Genomic DNA, 20,820 nt, shown 5'->3' on the forward strand with positions numbered 1-20,820 from the left:
ATTCTGCAGCCGGCATAAACTGCAACTGGGCTATTTCAGATACCTTCGAGTCTTGATTCTCCGGTGAGAGGGAGAACGTTGTACTCTTGGTGTCGCAAGGCGCGACGGGCGAGGGGACAGCGATGGCGATGGCGGTGATGGCGTGGATTTTGGCGATCCCTATGCTTGGGGCGGCGACGGGGATGCGGACGTTCACTCCGATGGCGGTGATCTGCTGGTTTGCCTATGCCGGGAATCTGCCCGTGGACGAGACATGGGCGTCCTGGGTCGCGAAGCTGGTGACCGCGATTGTGTTTACCGTGCTTGCAGTAGGCGAGCTGGTGGGCGATAAGCTGCCGCAGACACCGGACCGAACCTCGATGTTGCCGCTACTGGCGAGACTGATCTTTGGCGGACTGGTGGGCGCGATTATCGCAGGGAGCTTGAATGGACCGGCGACGGAAGGAGCGATTCTGGGGATCGGTGGAGCGCTGGTGGGCGCGTTTGGGGGGTATCTTGTTCGCCGTGCCATTGTGGAGTGGTCAGGCGGCAAGGATTGGCCGGTTGCGGTCGCCGAGGACTTTGTTGCGGTGGGATTCGCCGTGATTGCGCTGGGGATTGTGACCGGGTGAGGTAGGATGACAGCGTAAGGTGACACTTGTAAGTGCGCAAACGAACGTTGCGTTTTGGCGGTGTCCCATGTCCCAGAATCGGGACATGAGGCAGCCGGGTTCGGATGTTTTTGAATTTATTGGTACATCCGGAGTACGGCCTGTATATTTCTGGCATCTCAGATCGAGAAGATATTTAGAAAGAGGACGAAGCCCTATGTTTACGCCCACGCTTATCAGCATTATTGTGACCCTGATTGTGATTGGTCTGCTGTTGTATTTGATCGGGTTGATTCCGATGGATGGAACCATTAAGCAGATCATCCGCGTGGTTGTGATCATCGCCGTGATTGTGTGGTTGCTGCAATCGTTTGGGCTGCTTGGGCCGATCGGGCACGGGCACTTGATGCGGTAGTTTCGCGGCGGCTATCCGGCTGTTTATCCCCAGAGAACCTTGCGTGCCGTGGCGCGAAGGGTCGATTCGCTTTGAGCTCCAATTCTGCTTCCTACGAGTTCTTCGTGCTTTCGACTGCCGTCGGATCGGCTGACCTCGCCCGCGCAGACGCGGTTGCGGCCAGTTCGCTTGGCCTCATAGAGGGCCTTGTCGGCCGCTTCGAGCAGATCTTCGATGCAGAACGGGTCGCCGGGCAGACAGGTTGCGACGCCGCAGCTTACGGTGGTGGGGAGCACGGTGGATGAGTCGGCGGATTCGACGGCGGGCGAACCTGCGACCTCGACGAGCTTGCGGATGCGCTCGGCGACGATCAGCGCCGAACGCTGTGAGGTCTGGGGGAGCAGGACGACAAACTCTTCCCCGCCAAAGCGGGCCGCGAAGTCGTCCTTGCCGCGCAAGGACTGCTGCAGGAGCGATGCGACGCGAGTCAGCACTTTGTCGCCGTAGAGGTGGCCGCGAAGGTCGTTGACCGCCTTGAAGCGGTCGATATCGATGACGATGGCGGAGAGCAGGGTGCCGTCGGCCATGGTCTGCTGCCAGAGGGTCCCGCAATAGAGCTCGAACGAGTGACGATTGGCGAGGCCGGTGAGATTGTCGCGGTTGGAGATGCGATGCAGTTCGGCGTTGACGTAGGCAAGCTCTTCACTCTGCATCTCATTGCGCAGCAGCATGAGATAAACCAGGCGAAGATGCCGGCCGAAGCTGAAGTTCGCAACCAGGGAGATGGTGACGGAGAAACCGGTCAGCATGATACCCAGCGTCTGCTCCACCGGGCTGAGGAAACGATCGAAATGGATAAAGATGAGGTCGGCGCCGAACATTACTGCCGAGGTGGAGAGCGCATAGGTAAACGGCAGGCGCATCACCAGGTTTGCAAACAGGATGACAATGATCAGGGCGGCCTGCGCATAGGCTGAGGAGGCCGGGCTCTTGTCCATCGCTATATAGAGCTGGGAGAGCCCGGCGAGGCCGATCACCGCTGCGACGCTGGCTTCGCGGTAAACTTTTCCCGGATTCCACCGCATACTGGCGTTGACCAGAAGCGCCAGCGGGGTGATGATGCCCGCCCGCAGAATGATCGCACTCCATGAGTTGCCGTCGCCGATGCAATAGTCGATGACGGCAAAGAGATCGAACAACACGATGGCGATGAGGCCCTGATACCAGAGGTGGGTGGCGCGCTGCCCGGCGATGTTCTGTTCGAAGCGCTCTTCGAGCAGGGGCGGCAGCTTCGGCCACTTCAATTTCACGCCAGAGAGCCGCTCGATTTCCTGGGTGACCTGGTTGTGAATTGAATTGGACTCCATAAAATCGCTGTCCTTCACGCTGTAGAACCGAGCTGGGTACGTGCCGCAGCCTCTTCTGTCATCCTGTTGAACTAAATGGGTTGATTACCGGTTATAGTTTCATTGCAATAGCCTGATAAGTCTGTCACAGTCGGAGAACGAAATTATTTCAGTCTTCTGCAACTTTAGGGCTATTTCTTTCAAATTGCTACCTAATAAGATGCCTGAGAAAAGAAAACCAACCTCCCGAAAAGCCGCTATCGATTTTATATGTAAAAACATGAAGCGAGCTTGAGTTCCCGCCATAGGCAAACGATTGTGTTGGGGTTCCGATGTACTCTTCCCCTTCGGGGCGCTCCGAGGCGGGATGACATCGGTGAAGTGCCTCCGTCAGCCCGCGAGAAAATTATCGATCAGGCGGGTTTGGCCGACCCAGGCAGCGATGGCGACCAGGGTTCCCGGTTCCACGATATCGACCGGGAGAAGCGTCTGCGCATCGACGGCTGCGAGATAGTCGACCTTTACGGTGGCCAATTCCTGGGTTGCCTGCCGTATCAGTTCCTCACTCCGGCGTTGGCCGGTGGCAATAATTTGCTGGATATGGCGCAGGGCACGGGGCAGGGCGAGGGCTTGGACCCGTTCGGCGGGGCTGAGATAGCGATTGCGGCTGCTCAGGGCGAGGCCGTCGGCGTCGCGGACGATGGGACAGCCGATCACTTCGATGTCGAAGTTCAGGTCGCGGACCATCTGCCGCAGCACGGCGAGTTGAGCGGCATCCTTCTGGCCGAAGTAGGCGCGGTGAGGCTGGGCGATATGGAACAATTTGGCGACGACGGTGGCTACGCCGGTGAAGTGACCGGGGCGCGAGGCTCCGTCGAGGCGGTCGCCGATGCCGTCTACGGTGATTTTGGTGACTGCACCGGGGGGGTACATCTCCGCGGCGGTGGGGGCAAAGAGCAAGGCGACTCCCTCAGCGGCGAGCTGTCGGCAGTCGTCGTCGAAGGTGCGAGGATACTTTGCAAGATCTTCATTGGGTCCGAACTGGAGGGGGTTGACGAAGATGGAAGCGGCGACCGCGGCGCACTCCGACCGTGCCCGGCGGACGAGCGAAAGGTGTCCTTCGTGAAGCGCGCCCATCGTTGGCACAAAGCCCAGCGGGGCGTTATCTGTGCGCAGGCTGCGGCATAGCTGCTGCATTTCACTTGCGGTTTGGACAATCTTCATGGGTTGTCAGCCAGCCTTCTCGGTTAGGGCTGCCATGCGATCGCGCATCTCCTGGGAGAGATGGTAGCTCTCCGCGTCGGAGGGAAACTGGTGGGTTTCGACGTCGCGCTTGTAGTTGCCGAGGGCCTCGCGCATTATGCCGGAGACGTCGGCGTAGCGGCGGACGAATTTGGCGGGGGCAGAGAAGGTCATGGTCATCATGTCGTGAAGGACGAGGACCTGACCGTCGCAGTCGGGGCCGGCACCAATGCCGATGGTGGGGACGTGCAGCTCGTCGGTGACGATCTTGGCCAGCTCGCGGGGAACGCCTTCGAGCACGATGGCGAAGCATCCGGCATCTTCAAGCGCAAGCGCGTCGGCGCGCATCTCCTCGATGGCGGCCAGGGTTTTGCCCTGCACTTTATAGCCGCCCATGCGGTGGACGCTTTGCGGCGTGAGGCCGATATGGCCCATGACCGGGACCTGAGCGCCGACGATGCGGCGCACCAGATCGACCCGCTCGCGTCCGCCTTCGATCTTTACGGCTTCTGCTCCGGCCTCTTTGACGAAGCGCAGAGCGTTGGCAACGCCCTCGCTTTCGTCGATCTGGTAGCTGCCGAAGGGCATATCGGCGACTAAAAGGGCGCGGCGGACGGCACGGCGAACGCCGCGAGTGTAGAGCAGCATCTCGTCCATGGTGATGGCCAGCGTGTTCTCGTGGCCTTGCATGACCATGGCGAGCGAGTCGCCGACGAGGATGACGTCGAGGCCGACTTCGTCGACGAGGCGAGCGCTGGCGTAGTCGTAGGCTGTGACGACGGTGATGGGCTCGTGGGCCAGCTTTTTATCGAGAAGAGAGGGAACTGTGACTTTTGCGGCGGGGTTGCCGGGGCGGTCTGCGCTCGCGGCGCGAAACGTTGTCAAACTCATTGCAAATCTCCAGTGCAGCTCCGCCGCGTGCTGCATAATTGCAGCTTTGGCTGGATACCGCCTGTCGCCAGCTAATCTCTGGCAGCACTTTAAGCCTACGCGTCACGGACTTCCACTGGCAAGCCGCCCCGCAAGCGGCCCAGCTAGTTTTCCAGGCCTACAATCGTGCCATGCCGATCTACGGATATCTCATCGTTGCCGTCGGATGGCTGGTGTGGTTCATCCCGTTTCCGCTGAATGGGTGGAACCGAAACCCTCCGCAGAGAAGGGATCGACGTGCGCGCTGGGGTGTTCTGCTTCAGGTGTTGTCCTACCTGCTTCTATCGCTGGGGCATTTCTGGACGAGATCACCTGCTATGTGGCAGAGTGGGCTCGCAATTGTCCTGTTCGGGTTTGCGGCTCTCTTGTCGTGGACCAGCACACGCGCATTGGGGCGGCATCTGCGTTTTGAGGCCGCGCTCAGTCCGGACCATGTACTGGTGCGTTCTGGTCCTTATCGTCTGCTTCGACACCCCATCTATACGTCGATGTTCTGTTTGCTGCTGGGAACCGGTTTCATGGTTGGGTCGCCGCTTCTTCTCGGCCTCGCAATCGTGATCTTCCTGATCGGCACGGAGATTCGTGTGCACGTCGAAGACAGTCTGCTGGCGTCCCGCTTCGGTGACCAGTTTCGCAACTATCAGCACGGCGTTTCGGCTTACATTCCCCTCATCCGATAGCTGTGGGCTTTAAAGCCCAACTGCGCAGCCGCCGGACCTCGTCGAGAATTTGCCCGGCCATCTCGCTCTTGCTCATCGCGGGGATCTCTACCGCTCTCTCTCGCGTCAGAAAGGTCCCTGCGTTTCTTGAGGAATCAAATCCCAACGCGCTTGACGAGACGTCGTTGACCACCACGGCGTCCACGCCTTTGCGCTCGAGCTTCGCGCGGCCATTTGCGAGGATGTCGCTGGTTTCGGCGGCGAAGCCGATGACCAGTGTTGCAGGATTTCTCTGCGCCGCTATTTCGCGCAGGATGTCCTGCGTTGGCTCCAGTTCGATTGTGCGGGGGCCTTCGCGCTTTAATTTTTGCGTGGCGGCCTGCTTCACGGTGTAGTCGCTGACCGCTGCGGCCATGATCACAATGGTGGCCTCATTCAGCCGCTCCAGTACCGCCGCTCGCATCTCTGCGGCAGAGGATACGCAGACAACCTCGCAGCCTGCCGGGACGGGAATGGTGGTTGACGCGCAGATAAGGATGACGCGTGCGCCGCGTCGTTGTGCGGCCTCGGCGATGGCAAAGCCCATGCGTCCGCTGGAGCGGTTGCCGATGAAGCGTACGGGGTCGATGGCCTCGCGGGTTCCACCTGCGGTAATCAGAACCGTCTCGCTGGTGAAGTCGGTGCCCGAAGCCAGAGTTTGTTGTACGGCTGCGAGGATGGTTGCGCCGTCGGCCAGGCGGCCGCCGCCGACCATGCCGCAGGCGAGATAGCCGCTACCGGGTTCGACGATTTTTACGCCGCGAGCGCGGAGCGTCTCTATATTGGCGCGGGTCGCGGGGTGGTTCCACATGTTGACGTTCATGGCTGGCGCGACGATGACCGGGGCCTCCGTCGCCAGATACATGGTCGAGAGAAAATCGTCGGCGAGGCCGTGGGCGAATTTGGCCAGAACGTGCGCTGTCGCCGGAGCGACGATCAAGGCGCGGGTCGTCTGCGCTTCGTTGATGTGCTCGATGCCGGACGCGGCTTCTTCGTCTTCCGCGCCGATAACAGCGTCCTCACTCCAGAGGCTGGTGATGACTTTGTGGCCGGTGATGGCGCTAAAGGTCAGCGGGCGGATGAACTCCTCGGCGGAGCGGGTCATGACGACGTGAGGATCGAAGGCTGCGTCCTGAAGAAGCCGGACCAGTTCGACGGACTTATAAGCGGCGATCCCTCCGCAGACGGCTACCGTAACCTTCAGGCGCTCGGCACACATATGCATTCACTCCAAAAGCCGATGGTCTCACAATCGCGGCAGCGCGTGCATACCGCTTAAGAAAGTAACGCGGCGGCAACACCACGTTCACTCTCTCGTCATGTGCTGCTTTGACACTCGAACCTGTTCATCGCTCCCGTTGCCACTTCTCCACTGTTCGCACAGTCTGTATCCAATGCGAGCACGATTACCGGGACCATTCTTGATCCTCGGGGCAATGTCCTTCCCAACGCTACGGTGTTGGCAAAGAGTGATTCGAGCAGCTTGACGCGCAAGGCCAGCGCGGACTCCACCGGTCATTTTTCCATCAGCGGCCTGCCTGCCGGTGCCTACACGGTTTCGGTGTCAGCTCCCGGATTCTCCGTCGCGGTCCAGCAGGGGGTTCAACTCGCTGCCGGTCAGCCGAAGAACCTCTCGTTTTCGCTGAGTCTGGGCAATTTTTCGCAGCAGGTTACGGTCGATGCTGGCGGCTCCGCCTCGATCGCGGCGCAACGGGCTCCTATGGATGCGCCGCTCGATGAGCGCTCGGCGCGCACTGAAGTGAACACCACGTTCATCCAGAACTACACGGCCCCAACCGCCGACTACGGCGAACTCGTCGCTCTGGTGCCGGGCACAGAGACCACCAACTCGAACGGTGTTGGCCTTGGCCAGAGCACTACCACGTTCCGTGGCTTCACCGACGGCAGCTATGATATCGACTTCGATGGCATTCCCTTCTACGACACGAACACTCCGAGCCATCACTCCTGGGCATTCTTCCCCTCACAGTGGATCGGCGGCGTGGACTTCGACCGCAGCCCGGGTACGGCTTCGACGATCGGACCCACGCCATTCGGCGGTTCGATTCATCTTCTGTCTAACCAGATGCCTTCGGAACGCAACCTCCGCGGCGGTTTTTCCTACGGCTCCTTCAACACCGTTCTCTTCGACGGCAGCTTCAACTCGGGAGACTTTGGCGGGGAGAGCAATAAGTCGAACCTCTTCGTCGATGTTCATCACATGTCTTCCGATGGCTACCAGACCTTCAACTATCAGACGCGCAACGCCGGATCGTTGAAGTATCAGTACAAGCTCTCCGACAAGACTGTCCTTACCGGCTTTACCGGCGTCATCTGGCTGGACGCCAACTCGCCGAACCTCTCTTCTACGCGCGCGCAGATTCTTGCCAAGGGCGATAACTATCTGCTGCAAAATACGGACAACACGCAGGCGACCTTCTACAAGTACAACCGCTACCATGTGCCTACTGATTTCGAGTATGTCGGCGTCAACTCGCAACTGGGCCGAAGCTGGAGCCTCGACTTCAAGCCTTATACGTACAACTACGACAACTCCCAGTTCTATGCGAAGCAGCCCAAGGGCGGCGCTCCGATCAACCCAACCGTCTGCGGCACGCCGGTGAAGAAGATCAGCCCCTGTGCGGTTGATAAGTACAACAGCTATCGCAAGTATGGCGAGACGCTTGCCCTGAGCCAGACCTCCAGCCGCGGCATCTTCCGCACCGGCCTCTGGTATGAGCGGGCGGCGACCAACCGCCACCAGTTTCCTTCGAACCCCTTTACTTTGAAGGACGACACGCTGCCTAATTTCAGCGAGAAGTTCCGGACGAACTCCTACCAGCCTTATGCCGAATATCAGTTGATGGCCACCCACAAGCTGAGTATCACGGCCGGCCTCAAGTTCGCCTTCTACACCATGGCCCTCGACCAGTTCGCCGACAATGGCGGCAAGATCGGCAGCGTCAACCCAATTACGGGCAAGCCCTTTACCGTCGTCAGCAACTCGGTCAACTATCACTCCTGGCTGCCGTCGCTCGACGCCAACTACCGGTTGAAGCCCAACTGGTCGGTGTACGCGCAGGCATCGACGGGAAGCGTCGTTCCGCCGAGCAGCGTCTACGATACGGCGGGCGCGCTGGTCGGTACACCACCCAAGCCACAGACCTCAACGACCTACCAGACGGGTACGGTGCTGAAGCTCAAGCGCGTCACGTTTGATGCGGACTTCTATCACACACGTTTTCAGAACGGCTACTCCTCCGCGACCAATAACGACCCCAACTCGCCGCTGTTCGGCGAATCCATCCAGTACATCTCGCCCAGTTCGATCACGTTGGGCGGTGAGTTCGAGAGCAGCATCTACCTCGGCAGCGGACTCAGCTTGTATCTGAATGCGACACGGGGCAAGGCGACTTATGTCGGCACGCTCACCGCTTACAGTCCTAATGGGAGCAGCAGCAATCCGCTTGTGGTCAAGGCGCCGTCGGACCTTTGGGTGGCGGAAGCGCCGACCGATACGGAGGCAGAGGGTCTTACTTATCAGGAGAGGGGATGGAACGTCGGTGTCTTCAACAAGCGCATCGGCTCCAAGTGGGAGGACAACGGCGCGTATCACAATCAACTCCGCGACGATCCTTACAACGTCTCCAATGCCTTCATCAACTACACCATTCGGGGCGGCTCGCACTTCGATCAGACCAAGATCAGGCTGAGCATCAACAACCTGATGGGCTCTCACAACGTTACGAGCGTCAGTCCGGGAGGAGCACTGGTGGCTGCGCCGCTGGTCGTAAATGGACTGACCTATGCGAATCCATTCATCGGAGCGACGACGTCATCGCCTGGATTTACCGGGGGGCGAAACCTTTGCCGATAATCCCAATCTGCTTCCGGGGCGCAGCATTATGCTTTCGGTGACGTTTGGACTTTCGCCGGGCCGCTAGAGACTACTTTGTACAATCCGCATACCGGCCCACCCTTCGCAGTTCATCGCGAAGGGTGGGCTTTCGCACGTGGACTTGTAAGTTCTTCCGTAGGTGGACTACCTTCCGGTCTGACCACCTCATTGACTTTCCAAAACGGGGTCCTGTAAGGTTATTTGCACGAAAGAAACTATTCATCCATTGGAATAGCCCTGAGGCACTCATGTCACTTCGTCGCCGCTCCTTCTCCTCTTTCCTCGTTCTTTCTTTTCTTGCATTCTCTTGCGCGTTCAGCCCGCTCCTGAAGGCCCAGCTCTCCACCACGGCCACTATTACTGGCACCGTTACCGATGAGACTGGCGCAGTTATTCCGGACGCTACGGTTACCATCACCGATCTCGGCACCAAGGCCGTCACGGTGCGCCAATCGAACAGCGATGGAAACTTCACGGTTCCGGGGTTGCCCGTCAGCAACTATTCGGTCTCCATCGTGAAAGACGGCTTCCAGACGTATTCGGTCACCGGGATTGCCTTGCACCCGGCGGTCACTGCAACGATTAACGGCATCCTGAAGACTGGTACGACCAGTACGTCGGTCACGGTTTCTGCGGATGCCGTCCAGGTGGAGACGGCTACTATCGACCACTCAGCTTCGGTGGATGCTGCTCAGGTGAACACGCTGCCGCTCAATGGCCGCAACTATCAGAGCCTCTCGAGCCTGATGCCCGGGGTGCAGAATACCTCGGCCGGCTCCGCCCTTACTACCGGGGGCCGCTCCACCAGCAATACGCTGTCCGTCAACGGCCTCGCCCAGTCCCGCACTTTCTATGCGCTCGACGGTGTGTGGAACGAGAACACGGGCAACATGGCACAGACCTCCGTCGTGCCCAACCCCGATTCGCTCGATGAAGTCCGCGTGCTTCAGAACAACTACAGCGCCAAATATTCACTAATGGGTTCGTCGGTAGTGCTACTGCAGACCAAGAGCGGCACCAGCAGTTTCCACGGGACAGCCTGGGAATTTCTTCGCAATGATGCCCTCAACTCGAAGCCCTACTTCGCCAAATCTGTGTTGCCTTATAAGCAGAACATCTTCGGCTACACGATCGGCGGCCCTCTGTTCATTCCGAAGATCTACAACACCAACAAGCAGAAGACATTTTTCTTCTGGAGCCAGCAGTTCGTCATCCTTCATCAGGTTCCATCGAACCTGACAGGAACGACTCCAACGGCCAACCAGCGCGCGGGCATCTTCAATTCGCCTATCGTCGACCCAAACACAGGCCTGCTCGTCCCCAAGAACGGACACGGTCAGTATGTGATTCCATCCTCGGAGATCAACGGGAACTCCACTGCATTCCTCAATGCGCTTTATCCGCTGCCCAACTTCTCCAACGGCACCAGCACCAACTACATCAATCCCAAGGGACAGATCACCAATCAGCGTGACGACGAGATCAAGATCAACCATAATTTCAACTCCCGGTTCCAACTGCTTGGCGAGTACTTCGACGAGTACCAGTCCTTTGCCCAGAACTCACTAAGCGGTTCCAACGGAACCTCTGTCTTCGATACGAACTCCGAGACCGACCTTACCCACAACAAGCTTGCTCAGGTCTCTCTCACCTCCATCATTACGCCCAACATGGTGAACACGACCAGCATCGCCATGAACATCTTCGATCTCGACCTGAACCTCGAAGGCACGGCGTATACCAACCAGGTCCCGGGCTTCCAGACCACGCTTCCTTACAGTGGCTTCCTCTCCAACCGTCTCCCGCTGGTCAGCTTCAGCGGTGGTATTGGTTCTGAAGGCATCGCCGCCTCCCGGCCCCTCACCCACGCGGCGGGGCTCGACGATACCGTCGGTGACGACTGGAGCTATCTGCACGGTCGCCATTATCTCCAGGCCGGCTTCACCCTCGTCTTCAATACCAAGCGTCAGAACGTCGGCAGCGCCACTAATGGCCAGTTCACCTTCTCGGGTAACTTCACCAAACCCGGGTCTGGAGCGGTCACACAGGACGATGCTCTCGCCGACTTCCTTTTTGGCCGCGCTACGACCTTCACCCAGACGAGCAACCAGCCTCGGCTGGCCATCCACGGCGCGGAATTCTCTCCTTACTTCGAAGACCGCTTCAAGATGACCAAGGACCTCACCCTAACCGCCGGCGTCCGCGTCTACCACGCGCCGCTGCCCTATGGGCCGCCGCAGTCTGAGACCAACTTCGTTCCCTCGGTCTTCGATCCCATCAAGGCGCCGATCGTCAACAGCAATGGCACCATCACTCCGACCACGAACTATAGCGCCCTCAACGGTCTTGTCCTCAATGGCGCGAACGGCATTCCGAACAACTTCTCCAACCAGCATGTCTGGTACGTTGGGCCGGTCGCGGGTTTCGCCTGGGATGTCTTCGGCAATGGCAAGACCTCCATTCGCGGCGGCTACGGCATCACCTATACCCGCATCTTTACCAATCAGGACTGCTCCTTCGCCTGCGGAACCAATCCCCCCGCTATTACCTCTGCCAACCTGCAAAATCCGCAGTTTCCAAATCCTGTGGGCACCGGCAGCGCGAAGGCTGCGACGATCGCTTCGCTGAGTGCGGCCAACCAGAACGTCCAGTCGACCTCGGTGCAAAGCTTCAGCCTCTCGCTCGAACACGAGATTGCGCACAACTGGATCGGCTCGGCCACCTACGCGGGCAGCATCGCCCGCCACCTTGTGGGGCAGTCGAATATCAACCTTGCACCGGCCTATAGCGACGCGACCGGCAACTACGACTTCAATCCAGCGATCAATACTGGTGCTGCTTCGGCGTATGCTCCTCAGACAAACGGCACGGCACTGACCAACAGCCCCTTTCAGGGCTACGCGGCCATCAACTCTTACGAGACGCAGCAGAGTCAGAACTGGAACGCGCTTGAGTTGAGCGTGCGCCACCCGGTTACAACGAATCTTTTCCTGACGGTGGCTTACACCTACTCCAAGGACCTGACCGATCAGAGCAGCCAGCCCGGCAGCGCCCTGACTACGGTCGATCCGTACCACCCGTCGCGCTACTACGGCAATGCGGAGGGTCTCAACTTTCCTCACTCGCTGGCCATCACGGCTATCTACAACCTGCCCTGGTTGCAGGACTCCAAGGGGGTCAAGCGGTTTGCATTTGCCGGATGGAAGCTGTCCGATATCACGACGCTGCGCAGCGGGACCTCGGCTACGCCCTTCTTGAGCATCTCGAAGCAGGGCAATGGCCTTCGTCCGGACCGTGTTCCCGGAGTCTCCATTCATGGACCGAAGACACAGAAGGAGTGGTTCAATACCGCGGCCTTTGTGGCACCTAAGGCCGGCTTTTACGGAAACGCCGCCACCGGTTCCATTCAGGGGCCCGGCCTGATCGACTTCGATATGGCGCTGTACAAGGACTTCCACATCAACGAATCGAACTTCTTCGAGTTCCGTGGAGAGGCCTTCAACGTCTTGAACCACACCAACTTCACCACGATCAACACCACCTATGGCAACGCGAGCTATGGCAATGCGACTGCTGCCGCCGATCCTCGCATCCTCGAGGTTGCCCTCCGCTACCACTTCTAACCGCGCAACATCCAAACCTGAGGCTCCCATGTTCCCGCTTCCGGGACATGGGAGCCTGTCACGAAACTCAGATTTTCCGGTTTTCTGGGCGCGTGGCTGATCAGTGACGATAAGCCGACTTATGAGGAGCGTCACGGGCGCGAGCGATTCCGGGACTCGCCCCGCGCAAAGTTCACCTTGCGTACTGCTCCTCAGACACAGCCTCGAGCCAGTCCACAGGCTTGCCATCTACGGTTTCGGTAATCGCGATATGCGTCATGCCCACCTGGACGGACGCTCCATGCCAATGCTTTTCACCGGGTTCGAAAAAGACAACGTCTCCCGGCCGGACTTCCTGAATCGACTCTCCATCCTTCTGAACCCAGCCCAGCCCTTGCGTGATCACGATGGTCTGACCTGCCGGATGCGTGTGCCAACGAGTGCGTGCGCCCGGCTCGAACGTCACGACACCGCCATTGGAGTGCCGTCCACCATCCGCCGGAAAAAGCGAATCGACGCGAACGTTACCTGTGAACCAGTCCTTCGGTCCAGCCATGGAAGGGATGGTGCCTGCCCGAGTAATCTTCATTGTGCTGTCTCCCGACTGCTTTGTTGTATGTCCGTCGCCCGCCTTAGCGACCTCTGGCACGTTGTTCTTTCGCTTCTCGAAAACATCTTTCGCTACGGGCAGGGCAGACATCGCACAGGGCCAGCCCGCATAGAAGACGATGTGATGCATCACTTCTGACGCCTCCGCCTCCGTCAAGCCATTGTCCATTGCCCGATTGAGATGAAACGGCATCTGTGCCGTCTGCCCATTCGCAATCAGCGCACTCACCGTGACGAGACTGCGGTCTCGAGGCGCCAGAGCAGGACGCAGCCAGAGGTCGCGAAACAGCACATCCGTCGTCGCCTGTACAAGCCCGGGAGAAACCGTGCCAAAGTTGCCAGCAACCTGTGTCGCTCTCTGCTTCTCCGTCTCTTCATTGATCGGCAGTAGGTTACCCTTGGCCGCTGGAAGTTCCTCCGTTCCAATGCCACGCTCGCGGAAGATGTCTTTGGCTACCGCAACGGCTGCCATCGCATTCCCCCATCCAGCATAGAAAGCCAGATGGGTGATGATCTCAGACAGCTCTGCCGGTTGAACACCGTTCTCCAGCGCCAGCCCAAAGTGAAACCTGAACTCCATCGACTGGATGCGGGCAATAAGCGCTGCTACCGTGACCACGCTTCGGTCCCGCCGCGAAAGTCCCGGACGCATCCACAGTCCACCGAGCAGTGTCACCTTCGTGTAGTGCTCCAGCGCGGGAGACACTGCGCGCACATCGAAGTACGTCAACGCTCCCGTCGCCGCATCCGGCTTCTTCGATTCCTTCATATCCTTCTCCTCTGCCGGGGCGTGTACTCCTCGCAGGCATGTCGCCGCCAGAGCAGCCGAACCCGTATGGATGAAAGTCCGTCGTTCCATCGGAGACCTCGACTAGCGCATCACGTATCCACCATCAACAGAGATGGACTGTCCCGTCACATAGCTCGCCATATCGCTGCACAACCAGAGAACAGCGTCGGCAATCTCCTCAGCGCGTCCCAGCCGCTTCATTGGCACAAACGTTTGCAGCATCTTGTCCAGCTCCGGTCCTTGCCCCTCGGCAATCATCTTGTCCGACATGGGCGTCTGGATCATGCCCGGGCAAACGTCGTTCACACGAATGCCGCGCGTCGCGTACTCGAGAGCCGCGCTCTTCGTGAATCCAATTACTCCGTGCTTGGCTGCATGATACGTGCCACGCTGATTTCCACCAATGAGTCCGCCAAGAGAAGAGCAGTTCACGATCGCACCGCTGCCTTGCTCGCGCATAACCTGCAGTTCAAACTTCATGCAGCTCCACACGCCCCGCAGATTCACGCTCATCACGCGGTCATAGTCGTCGCGCGGTGAATCTGCCGTCTCTGCCAGCACGTTCTGGATACCCGCGTTGTTGTAGGCCGCGTCCAACCGCCCAAATTCGGCGACCGTCTTCTTCACCATGGCCTCTACCTGCGCGTCGTCCGAAACGTCGCACGTAACGGCGAGGGTCTTGTAGCCTTCATCCGAAAGGCCGTTGGCCGCTGCCTGAACTTCCTTCTCGTTCCAGTCCGCCAGCACCACCGCAGCCCCGGCCTTTGCAAAAGCGCTGGCGGTAGCCAGTCCCAGTCCGGAAGCGGCTCCCGTAACGAGCGCCACCTTGTTCTCAAACGAAATCTGCATAATTTTTCACCTCTTCGTGAGCTTGAACGCTCATGGAACAATTCATGTGCTACAAAAAGTATGATGAGCGCGACTCTTCGAAAATGCATTTGCGGTGGCAAACCGTTATGCATATGATTCATGAATGGCCAAAAACGATTTGGCGGAGTTATCTGCCTTCGCTACCGTCGCAGAAGAGAGAAGCTTCACGCGGGCTGCGGCGAAGCTCGGTCTGTCTCAATCGGCACTTAGCCACGCCATCGGCAGCCTTGAGAAGCGAATGGGCGTTCAGCTGCTCGCGCGAACCACGCGGAGCGTTTCAGCCACGGCTGCGGGAGCAGCCCTCCTCAGGGAACTTGCTCCCGCCCTCGAACGCATCGGCTCTGCCGTCGCGGAAACCATGCAGCAGAGGGATCGTCCGGCAGGCCGCATTCGCCTCATCCTTCCCAGGACGGCGATTGAGATGGTGCTGCTGCCTAAGCTCGCGAGTTTCGCCCGTACCTATCCGGAGATCGTCCTCGAAGTAACGTCCTCAAACGACCCCGTCGATATCATCGCCGGAGGCTTCGACGCTGGAGTGCAGCTAGGTGAGTTCATCCAGCGAGACATGATTGCCGTACCAGTCACAGGAGAGATGCGGCTCGCCGTCGTCGGCTCGCCCGCTTACTTCGAGTCAAACCCCATCCCAAGAACGCCACAGGATCTCAGGGATCACTCCTGCATCGGCTTTCGTTTCAGCAACGGTTTGTATCGGTGGGAATTTGAGAAAGGACGCAAGGCGCTCACGGTAAGCCCCGATGGTCCGGCATCGTTTGACGATCCTGATCTGGTGATCCGAACCGTACTCGACGGTGTAGGTATCGGTACGGCCATGGAAAGCACGCTCGAACGTTTGCTTGCGCGCGGCAAACTGATTCAAGTGCTCAAGGACTGGTGTCCTTCCTTTCCGGGATATTTCCTCTACTACCCCAGCCGAAGAAACCAGCCGGCCGCCCTCGCGGCGCTAATTGGAGCGTTTCGGGTTTCTGGCTGAGATCGATGGCGTGATGGATTGGCTAACGAGGATTAGTAACGAGAAACGCCGATATCGGTAGTAGTAATACAGCTCCCCCAGCCAGCCCTCAGAACCCCCACCAGATACAATCAGCGAAGCATGATTGCCCATCTCCGAGGCCGCCTCCTCTTCAAGACTCCCAACCAGGCCGTCATCGACTGTGCCGGTGTAGGCTACGAAGTCACGATCTCCGTTGCCACCTTTACGAGCCTTCCCGCGGACGGTGCGGAGGCCTCGCTGCACATCTATACTCATGTGCGCGAAGACCAGATTGCGCTCTTCGGCTTTGCGGAGACGCAGGAGAAGCGGCTGTTCGAGAAGCTGCTGACGATCAGCGGGATTGGGCCGAAGCTGGCGATTACTGTCCTGAGTGGGATTGCTTCGGACCGCCTGGTTGCGGCTATTCGCTCCGGCGACTATGCCACGCTGACACGCATTCCCGGAATAGGCAAGAAGACCGCGGAGCGGGTTGTTCTCGAATTGAAGGACAAGCTCGACGACATGGCGGTGCCGGTGGCTTCGTCTACAGGCACACACCACGGCCCGGTCGGCGACGATGCTCTTTCGGCGCTGGTGAATCTCGGTTATCCGCGGCCTATTGCGCAAAGGGCGATCGAGACCGCGATAGCGAAGGACGCTGCCGCAGGGCAGGAGTTTGAGACGCTCTTCCGCGCTGCGATGGCGGCGATTCGGTAAGGCTTATGGTTTCGGCTATGACCGCGTGCTATTACCAGTTCGAGCTAACTACGATTCCTTTCGTAGACATTTCGGAGGAATGGCTTAAAACTGACAATAAGGTCATCCACAAGATTGATCAGGTCATGCAAGCTTGGGAGTAACGCGTTCGCGTTAGTAACCTGCGGCTGGCTGAGCGCTTCCTTAATTTCGAGTTGGACATCCTTCTCCACCTGTGTTTCGACTCCGGCGAAGAGTGGATTGTCGGCTTTCACCAGATAGGCGCCGTCGAACCAGTCTCCAGTGAACAAGAAGTCGTGTGCCAAGGTAAAAAGGGTACGGTGCTTGTCGATATTGTCGAGTTCATGGATTCGCCAGAGCTCATCATTTCCACCTTTGTATGGTTTGCACCGATCAATCGCCTCGACCGCTTCCGGAAGCATTCCCTTTACTCTTTTAGGCTTGTCGGCTTCGTATTGCTTGAGAGTCTCTGCGATAGGAAACGCGATTTGACGCATCTCTGCGTCCGTGAGCGGAAGCACCGGGGCACATTCCATGCCAACAGCAACGAGGTGATATGCGAGGTGATCAAGCGCAGTCCGAAGGTTGTGGACGACATCTCCAGCCATTGTGACAATATTGAATGGCAATTTAGGAACTGATTGAATTTTGTTGGGATGCAGGAGAGCTATGGGGTGGGGCGCGATACCCGTGTCCGGATCGGGAGTGAGAATTGCTACGTGATCGAGGGCGAGAATATCGGTTGCGAGATTACGCAAATGCTTTTTGGCTCCTTCAACCTTAACCTGAACCAAGATAAGGCGGTCAGTGGACTCTAGTTTGTCGGAGCTGCTCACGCCTCCAAACGTAGCACCATCTTTGACGAGAGGGGATAATTACCGTTCTGGTGGTCAAAGGAAAGGAAAATACAGGGGGCTCTCTCCCCTGCGCTCGGGATGACGTGAGTTTGGGTGGAGAATGAACCGATGATGTTTATCAAGTCATAGAGTGGATTGGCCCCGGCGTCGTTTGGACGGCCGGGGCCATGAGGTTTGCAGGCGGCCCGTAAGCCGAATTTTGTTTTAGACGATCATTCCTCTACGCGACGCATTACTGCGGCGCTTTAGCAACCTACCCGCAAGTTTCGGCTCCGGCTCTCGCCGGTCTCTCCGCCTGGGCGCATCGGGCCGATACGCTCTCGCCGCCTGAAGAGGAGCGGCGAAATCCCTGCCTATTTGGTCTTGCTCCGTGTGGGGTTTACCCTGCCGCGTCCATTACTGGCCACGCGGTGCGCTCTTACCGCACCTTTTCACCCTTACCTTCCCCGCTTTCGCGAGGCGGGCGGTATGTTCTCTGTTGCACTTGCCGTCCAGCCGCCTTGAAGCGGCCGTCCCGGACGTTATCCGGCACACTGCCCTGCGGAGTTCGGACTTTCCTCCCCCGCTCAACGCCTTGCGGCCCGAGCGGCAGCGATCATCCAGCCGCCTGCTCCCCAAGTGTATCGCAGTAGCGGCGAACCAACTGCTATTTCACTGCGTATAAGACCCTACGTACGCTCTCGCTTTGCTCCCGCCGGGCTGGTAGTCTCAATCGAAGCCTGGGAACTGAAATCGATGGAATTTAAAGAGGCCGTTAAAATCGCGTTGCAGTCACTGTGGGCGAACAAGCTCCGGTCGATCCTGACGCTGCTGGGCGTCGTCATCGGCGTAGCCAGCGTTATCGCCGTGGTCACGCTGGTCAACGGCGCGAACACCTATGTCACCACCAAGTTTGCAAGTTATGGGGCGGACGTCTTCACGGTGTCGAAGATGCCGCAGATCATTACCAGTTCCGAGGATTACGAGCGTTATCAGCGGCGAAAGAACGTCCTTTACTCGGACTTTGTCTACGTGAAGGAGAACTGCAAACGCTGCGTTGGCATTGGCGCACAACAAGCGTCCACAGGCACGATCGTGCGAGGCACGCAGTCAGTGACGGACACGCAGATCCGCGGCTATACCTGGCAGATGCCCCAGTTGCAGAACCTCAATATCGAGCAGGGCCGGGGCTTCACCGAAGCGGACGAAGAGCACGCCTCCCACGTTGCCATCATTGGGACGGATATTCAGGACCATCTTTTTGCCGGCGTTGACCCGCTCGGGCAGGAGCTGCGCGTGGACGGGACGCCGTACACCATCATCGGCATCACCGAGAAGCAGGGCAGCACCTTCGGACAAAGCCAGGACAACTTCGTCGGGGTGCCGCTGACGGCGTATCAGAGGAATTATGGCACCCAGAAAACGCTCACCATCTATATCAAGGCAGGGTCGGCGGGTCCCATACTTGATGACGCTGCTGACGAGGTACGCGTGCTGATGCGGTCGCAGCGGCACGATCTGCCGGGAGCTCCGGATTCGTTCGAGCTGGATACGAATAACACTCTGGTCGGATTTTTCAGCACGATTACAAAATCATTCGGCGCTGTTGCCGGAGGCATCGCACTGATCTCGCTGGTGGTTGGCGGTATCGTGATTATGAACATCATGCTGGTGAGCGTCACCGAGCGGACGCGCGAGATCGGCATACGGAAGGCATTGGGTGCGCGGCCGAAGGACATACTGATGCAGTTTCTGATCGAGTCCGGAACGATGGCGCTGGTTGGCGGCGCCTTCGGGGTCCTCGGCGGCATTATTGTGGCGCAGGTGATTACGATCGTGGCTGGATTCCCTTCCACCGTGGCGTTCTGGAGCGTGCTTGCGGGCTTGTTTATGGCGACATCGACGGGCATCTTCTTCGGCGTGTATCCGGCGCGGAAGGCGGCGCAACTGGATCCGATTGTGGCTTTGCGGGCAGATTAGGGAGCTTTGGGACCAGGGGAAATAGGAAGGCAGCGGCTTTATGCAGATTGGTGATGTTAAAGAGACGGTCGTAATGGCGCTGGATACGCTGCGAACGAACAAGCTGCGCAGCGGGTTAACGATTCTTGGAATCGTGATCGGCGTGATGACGGTGATTATCATCTCCTCGGTTGTGAATGGGCTGAACAGCAGGGTCGAAGACCTGGTGAAGTCGCTGGGGTCAAACGTTCTGTTTGTCTTTCGCTTTCCCGTATTCGGCCAGCGGCCCACGACTGAGATGCTGACGCGCAAACAGTTGACGTACGACGACGCGATGGCGATGCGCGATCTGCCGCATGTCGTTGCGGTCTCGCCTGCGTTGCAGTACACCGACAACACGGCGCCGGGACGCGCCGGAGTCACGGCGATCAAGGGCGGCGGCAAGAGTATGCAGGGCACCATTCTCGAAGGCGATACCCCAGCGCAGAAGGACGTGAGCGAACTGGATCTGCGCGAGGGACGGTTCTTCAACGAAGGTGACCAGGAGCGCGCCGCCGAGGTGACCGTGCTGGGCAGCGATACGGCGGACGGACTTTTTCCCGGCCAGAGCGCTGTAGGAAAAGAGATCCAGGCCGCCGGAATGGTCTTCACCGTCGTCGGCGTTCTGGAGAAGCAGAAGCAGGCCTTTGGTGGAGGAAAGAACCCGCAGGACAACCATGCCTACTTCCCGATTACGACGTTCCACTACATGCATCCGGAGCAGCTGGATTACTGGATCACGCTGAAGTACGACGACCCGAAGTACCGCTCGCTGGTGGAAGATGAACTGACCGAACTTCTGCGGCGGCGGCGGAAAGTCGCCAACGCTGCGCCGGACAACTTCGCAATTTTCGGCACCGACTCGCTGACGCGGCTGTGGAACAACATTACGAGCGGCCTTTTCCTGCTGCTGGTTGCGCTCTCGAGCGTGGCGCTGCTGGTGGGTGGCGTGGGCGTGATGAACATCATGCTGGTGAGCGTGACCGAGCGGACGCGCGAGATTGGCATACGCAAGGCAATTGGAGCGACGAAGCAAACCATCCTGACGCAGTTCACGCTGGAAGCGATGACGCTGTGCGCGGTTGGCGGCATTATCGGTCTCTGCGCCGGGAGCGCCGTCGCGGTGGGAGTGTCCTTTCTGTTTCCGGCGGCGCTGTCGAGCCTGTGGATGGTGGTGGCATTTTTGAGTTCCTGCGGGATCGGATTGGTGTTCGGCATCTATCCGGCATGGAAGGCCGCGAACCTCAATCCAATTGAAGCGCTGCGGTATGAGTAGACTGCTCCCTTAGCCCTGTACCGGTTGGTTAGA

Annotated in this window: 16 protein-coding genes and 1 other RNA gene; 9 read left to right on the plus strand and 8 right to left on the minus strand. The window is 58.7% G+C overall.

Annotation, left to right across the window (positions count from 1 at the left end; genetic code table 11):
- Nucleotides 1-89 precede the first annotated feature (89 nt).
- Complete coding sequence (locus P4G45_RS00375) at nucleotides 90-611, plus strand: DUF4126 family protein (RefSeq protein ID WP_348267716.1); 522 nt, start codon at nucleotides 90-92, stop codon at nucleotides 609-611.
- Between the two features lie 196 nt (nucleotides 612-807).
- On the plus strand, nucleotides 808-1,005 hold the full coding sequence (locus tag P4G45_RS00380; RefSeq protein ID WP_348267717.1) for a Thivi_2564 family membrane protein: 198 nt from the start codon (nucleotides 808-810) through the stop codon (nucleotides 1,003-1,005).
- A 23-nt stretch (nucleotides 1,006-1,028) separates the two neighbouring features.
- On the opposite strand, the gene P4G45_RS00385 is transcribed toward P4G45_RS00380, so the two are convergent.
- The 3 genes from P4G45_RS00385 to panB form a co-directional block, all read right to left on the minus strand.
- Entirely contained in the window at nucleotides 1,029-2,351 is a 1,323-nt protein-coding gene (locus tag P4G45_RS00385) for a GGDEF domain-containing protein (protein WP_348267718.1), read from the minus strand.
- A 369-nt stretch (nucleotides 2,352-2,720) separates the two neighbouring features.
- On the minus strand, nucleotides 2,721-3,554 hold the full coding sequence (gene panC, locus P4G45_RS00390) for a pantoate--beta-alanine ligase (RefSeq protein WP_348267719.1): 834 nt from the start codon (nucleotides 3,552-3,554) through the stop codon (nucleotides 2,721-2,723).
- 6 nt (nucleotides 3,555-3,560) lie between these two features.
- Complete coding sequence (panB, locus tag P4G45_RS00395) at nucleotides 3,561-4,463, minus strand: 3-methyl-2-oxobutanoate hydroxymethyltransferase (RefSeq protein WP_348267720.1); 903 nt, start codon at nucleotides 4,461-4,463, stop codon at nucleotides 3,561-3,563.
- Nucleotides 4,464-4,633: 170 nt separating this feature from the next.
- Between panB and P4G45_RS00400 the strand changes: the two genes are divergently transcribed.
- Nucleotides 4,634-5,182: an isoprenylcysteine carboxylmethyltransferase family protein gene (locus tag P4G45_RS00400; RefSeq protein ID WP_348267721.1), complete on the plus strand. Its 549-nt coding sequence runs from the start codon at nucleotides 4,634-4,636 to the stop codon at nucleotides 5,180-5,182.
- Here the strand turns inward: P4G45_RS00400 and coaBC are convergent.
- Nucleotides 5,172-6,419, minus strand: a complete 1,248-nt coding sequence (gene coaBC / locus P4G45_RS00405) for a bifunctional phosphopantothenoylcysteine decarboxylase/phosphopantothenate--cysteine ligase CoaBC (RefSeq protein ID WP_348267722.1) — start codon at nucleotides 6,417-6,419, stop codon at nucleotides 5,172-5,174. The two genes, P4G45_RS00400 and coaBC, sit on opposite strands and share 11 nt — an antisense overlap.
- Nucleotides 6,420-6,656: 237 nt before the next feature.
- Here coaBC and P4G45_RS00410 point away from each other — a divergent pair, with 237 nt between their 5' ends.
- Complete coding sequence (locus P4G45_RS00410; protein WP_348267723.1) at nucleotides 6,657-9,077, plus strand: TonB-dependent receptor; 2,421 nt, start codon at nucleotides 6,657-6,659, stop codon at nucleotides 9,075-9,077.
- A gap of 269 nt (nucleotides 9,078-9,346) precedes the next feature.
- The gene (locus tag P4G45_RS00415; RefSeq protein ID WP_348267724.1) at nucleotides 9,347-12,721 is read left to right on the plus strand and encodes a carboxypeptidase-like regulatory domain-containing protein; all 3,375 of its coding nucleotides are present in this window, start codon (nucleotides 9,347-9,349) and stop codon (nucleotides 12,719-12,721) included.
- A gap of 172 nt (nucleotides 12,722-12,893) precedes the next feature.
- Here the strand turns inward: P4G45_RS00415 and P4G45_RS00420 are convergent, their stop codons facing one another.
- Both P4G45_RS00420 and P4G45_RS00425 read right to left on the minus strand, forming a co-directional pair.
- Nucleotides 12,894-14,168, minus strand: a complete 1,275-nt coding sequence (locus tag P4G45_RS00420) for a carboxymuconolactone decarboxylase family protein (protein WP_348267725.1) — start codon at nucleotides 14,166-14,168, stop codon at nucleotides 12,894-12,896.
- A 12-nt stretch (nucleotides 14,169-14,180) separates the two neighbouring features.
- On the minus strand, nucleotides 14,181-14,948 hold the full coding sequence (locus P4G45_RS00425; RefSeq protein WP_348267726.1) for a glucose 1-dehydrogenase: 768 nt from the start codon (nucleotides 14,946-14,948) through the stop codon (nucleotides 14,181-14,183).
- 124 nt (nucleotides 14,949-15,072) lie between these two features.
- Between P4G45_RS00425 and P4G45_RS00430 the strand changes: the two genes are divergently transcribed.
- Both P4G45_RS00430 and ruvA read left to right on the plus strand, forming a co-directional pair.
- A complete protein-coding gene (locus tag P4G45_RS00430) occupies nucleotides 15,073-15,960 on the plus strand; it encodes a LysR family transcriptional regulator (RefSeq protein ID WP_348267727.1) in 888 nt (295 codons plus the stop codon).
- Nucleotides 15,961-16,080: 120 nt separating this feature from the next.
- Nucleotides 16,081-16,677 carry a Holliday junction branch migration protein RuvA gene (gene ruvA, locus P4G45_RS00435; RefSeq protein ID WP_348267728.1) on the plus strand — a complete coding sequence of 199 codons (597 nt, stop codon included), beginning with the start codon at nucleotides 16,081-16,083 and terminating at the stop codon, nucleotides 16,675-16,677.
- Nucleotides 16,678-16,721: 44 nt separating this feature from the next.
- Here ruvA and P4G45_RS00440 read toward each other — a convergent pair whose 3' ends face one another.
- Nucleotides 16,722-17,513, minus strand: a complete 792-nt coding sequence (locus tag P4G45_RS00440; protein ID WP_348267729.1) for a hypothetical protein — start codon at nucleotides 17,511-17,513, stop codon at nucleotides 16,722-16,724.
- 193 nt (nucleotides 17,514-17,706) lie between these two features.
- Nucleotides 17,707-18,145: RNase P RNA component class A (gene rnpB, locus P4G45_RS00445), an RNA gene on the minus strand.
- A gap of 124 nt (nucleotides 18,146-18,269) precedes the next feature.
- On the opposite strand from rnpB, the gene P4G45_RS00450 reads away from it, so the two are divergent.
- Together P4G45_RS00450 and P4G45_RS00455 are read left to right on the plus strand one after the other, a co-directional pair.
- A complete protein-coding gene (locus tag P4G45_RS00450; RefSeq protein ID WP_348267730.1) occupies nucleotides 18,270-19,493 on the plus strand; it encodes an ABC transporter permease in 1,224 nt (407 codons plus the stop codon).
- 40 nt (nucleotides 19,494-19,533) lie between these two features.
- Entirely contained in the window at nucleotides 19,534-20,787 is a 1,254-nt protein-coding gene (locus P4G45_RS00455) for an ABC transporter permease (RefSeq protein ID WP_348267731.1), read from the plus strand.
- Nucleotides 20,788-20,820: the final 33 nt, after the last annotated feature.

The sequence above is a fragment of the Edaphobacter paludis genome, from assembly GCF_039993895.1.
GTDB classification, from domain to species: domain Bacteria; phylum Acidobacteriota; class Terriglobia; order Terriglobales; family Acidobacteriaceae; genus Edaphobacter; species Edaphobacter paludis.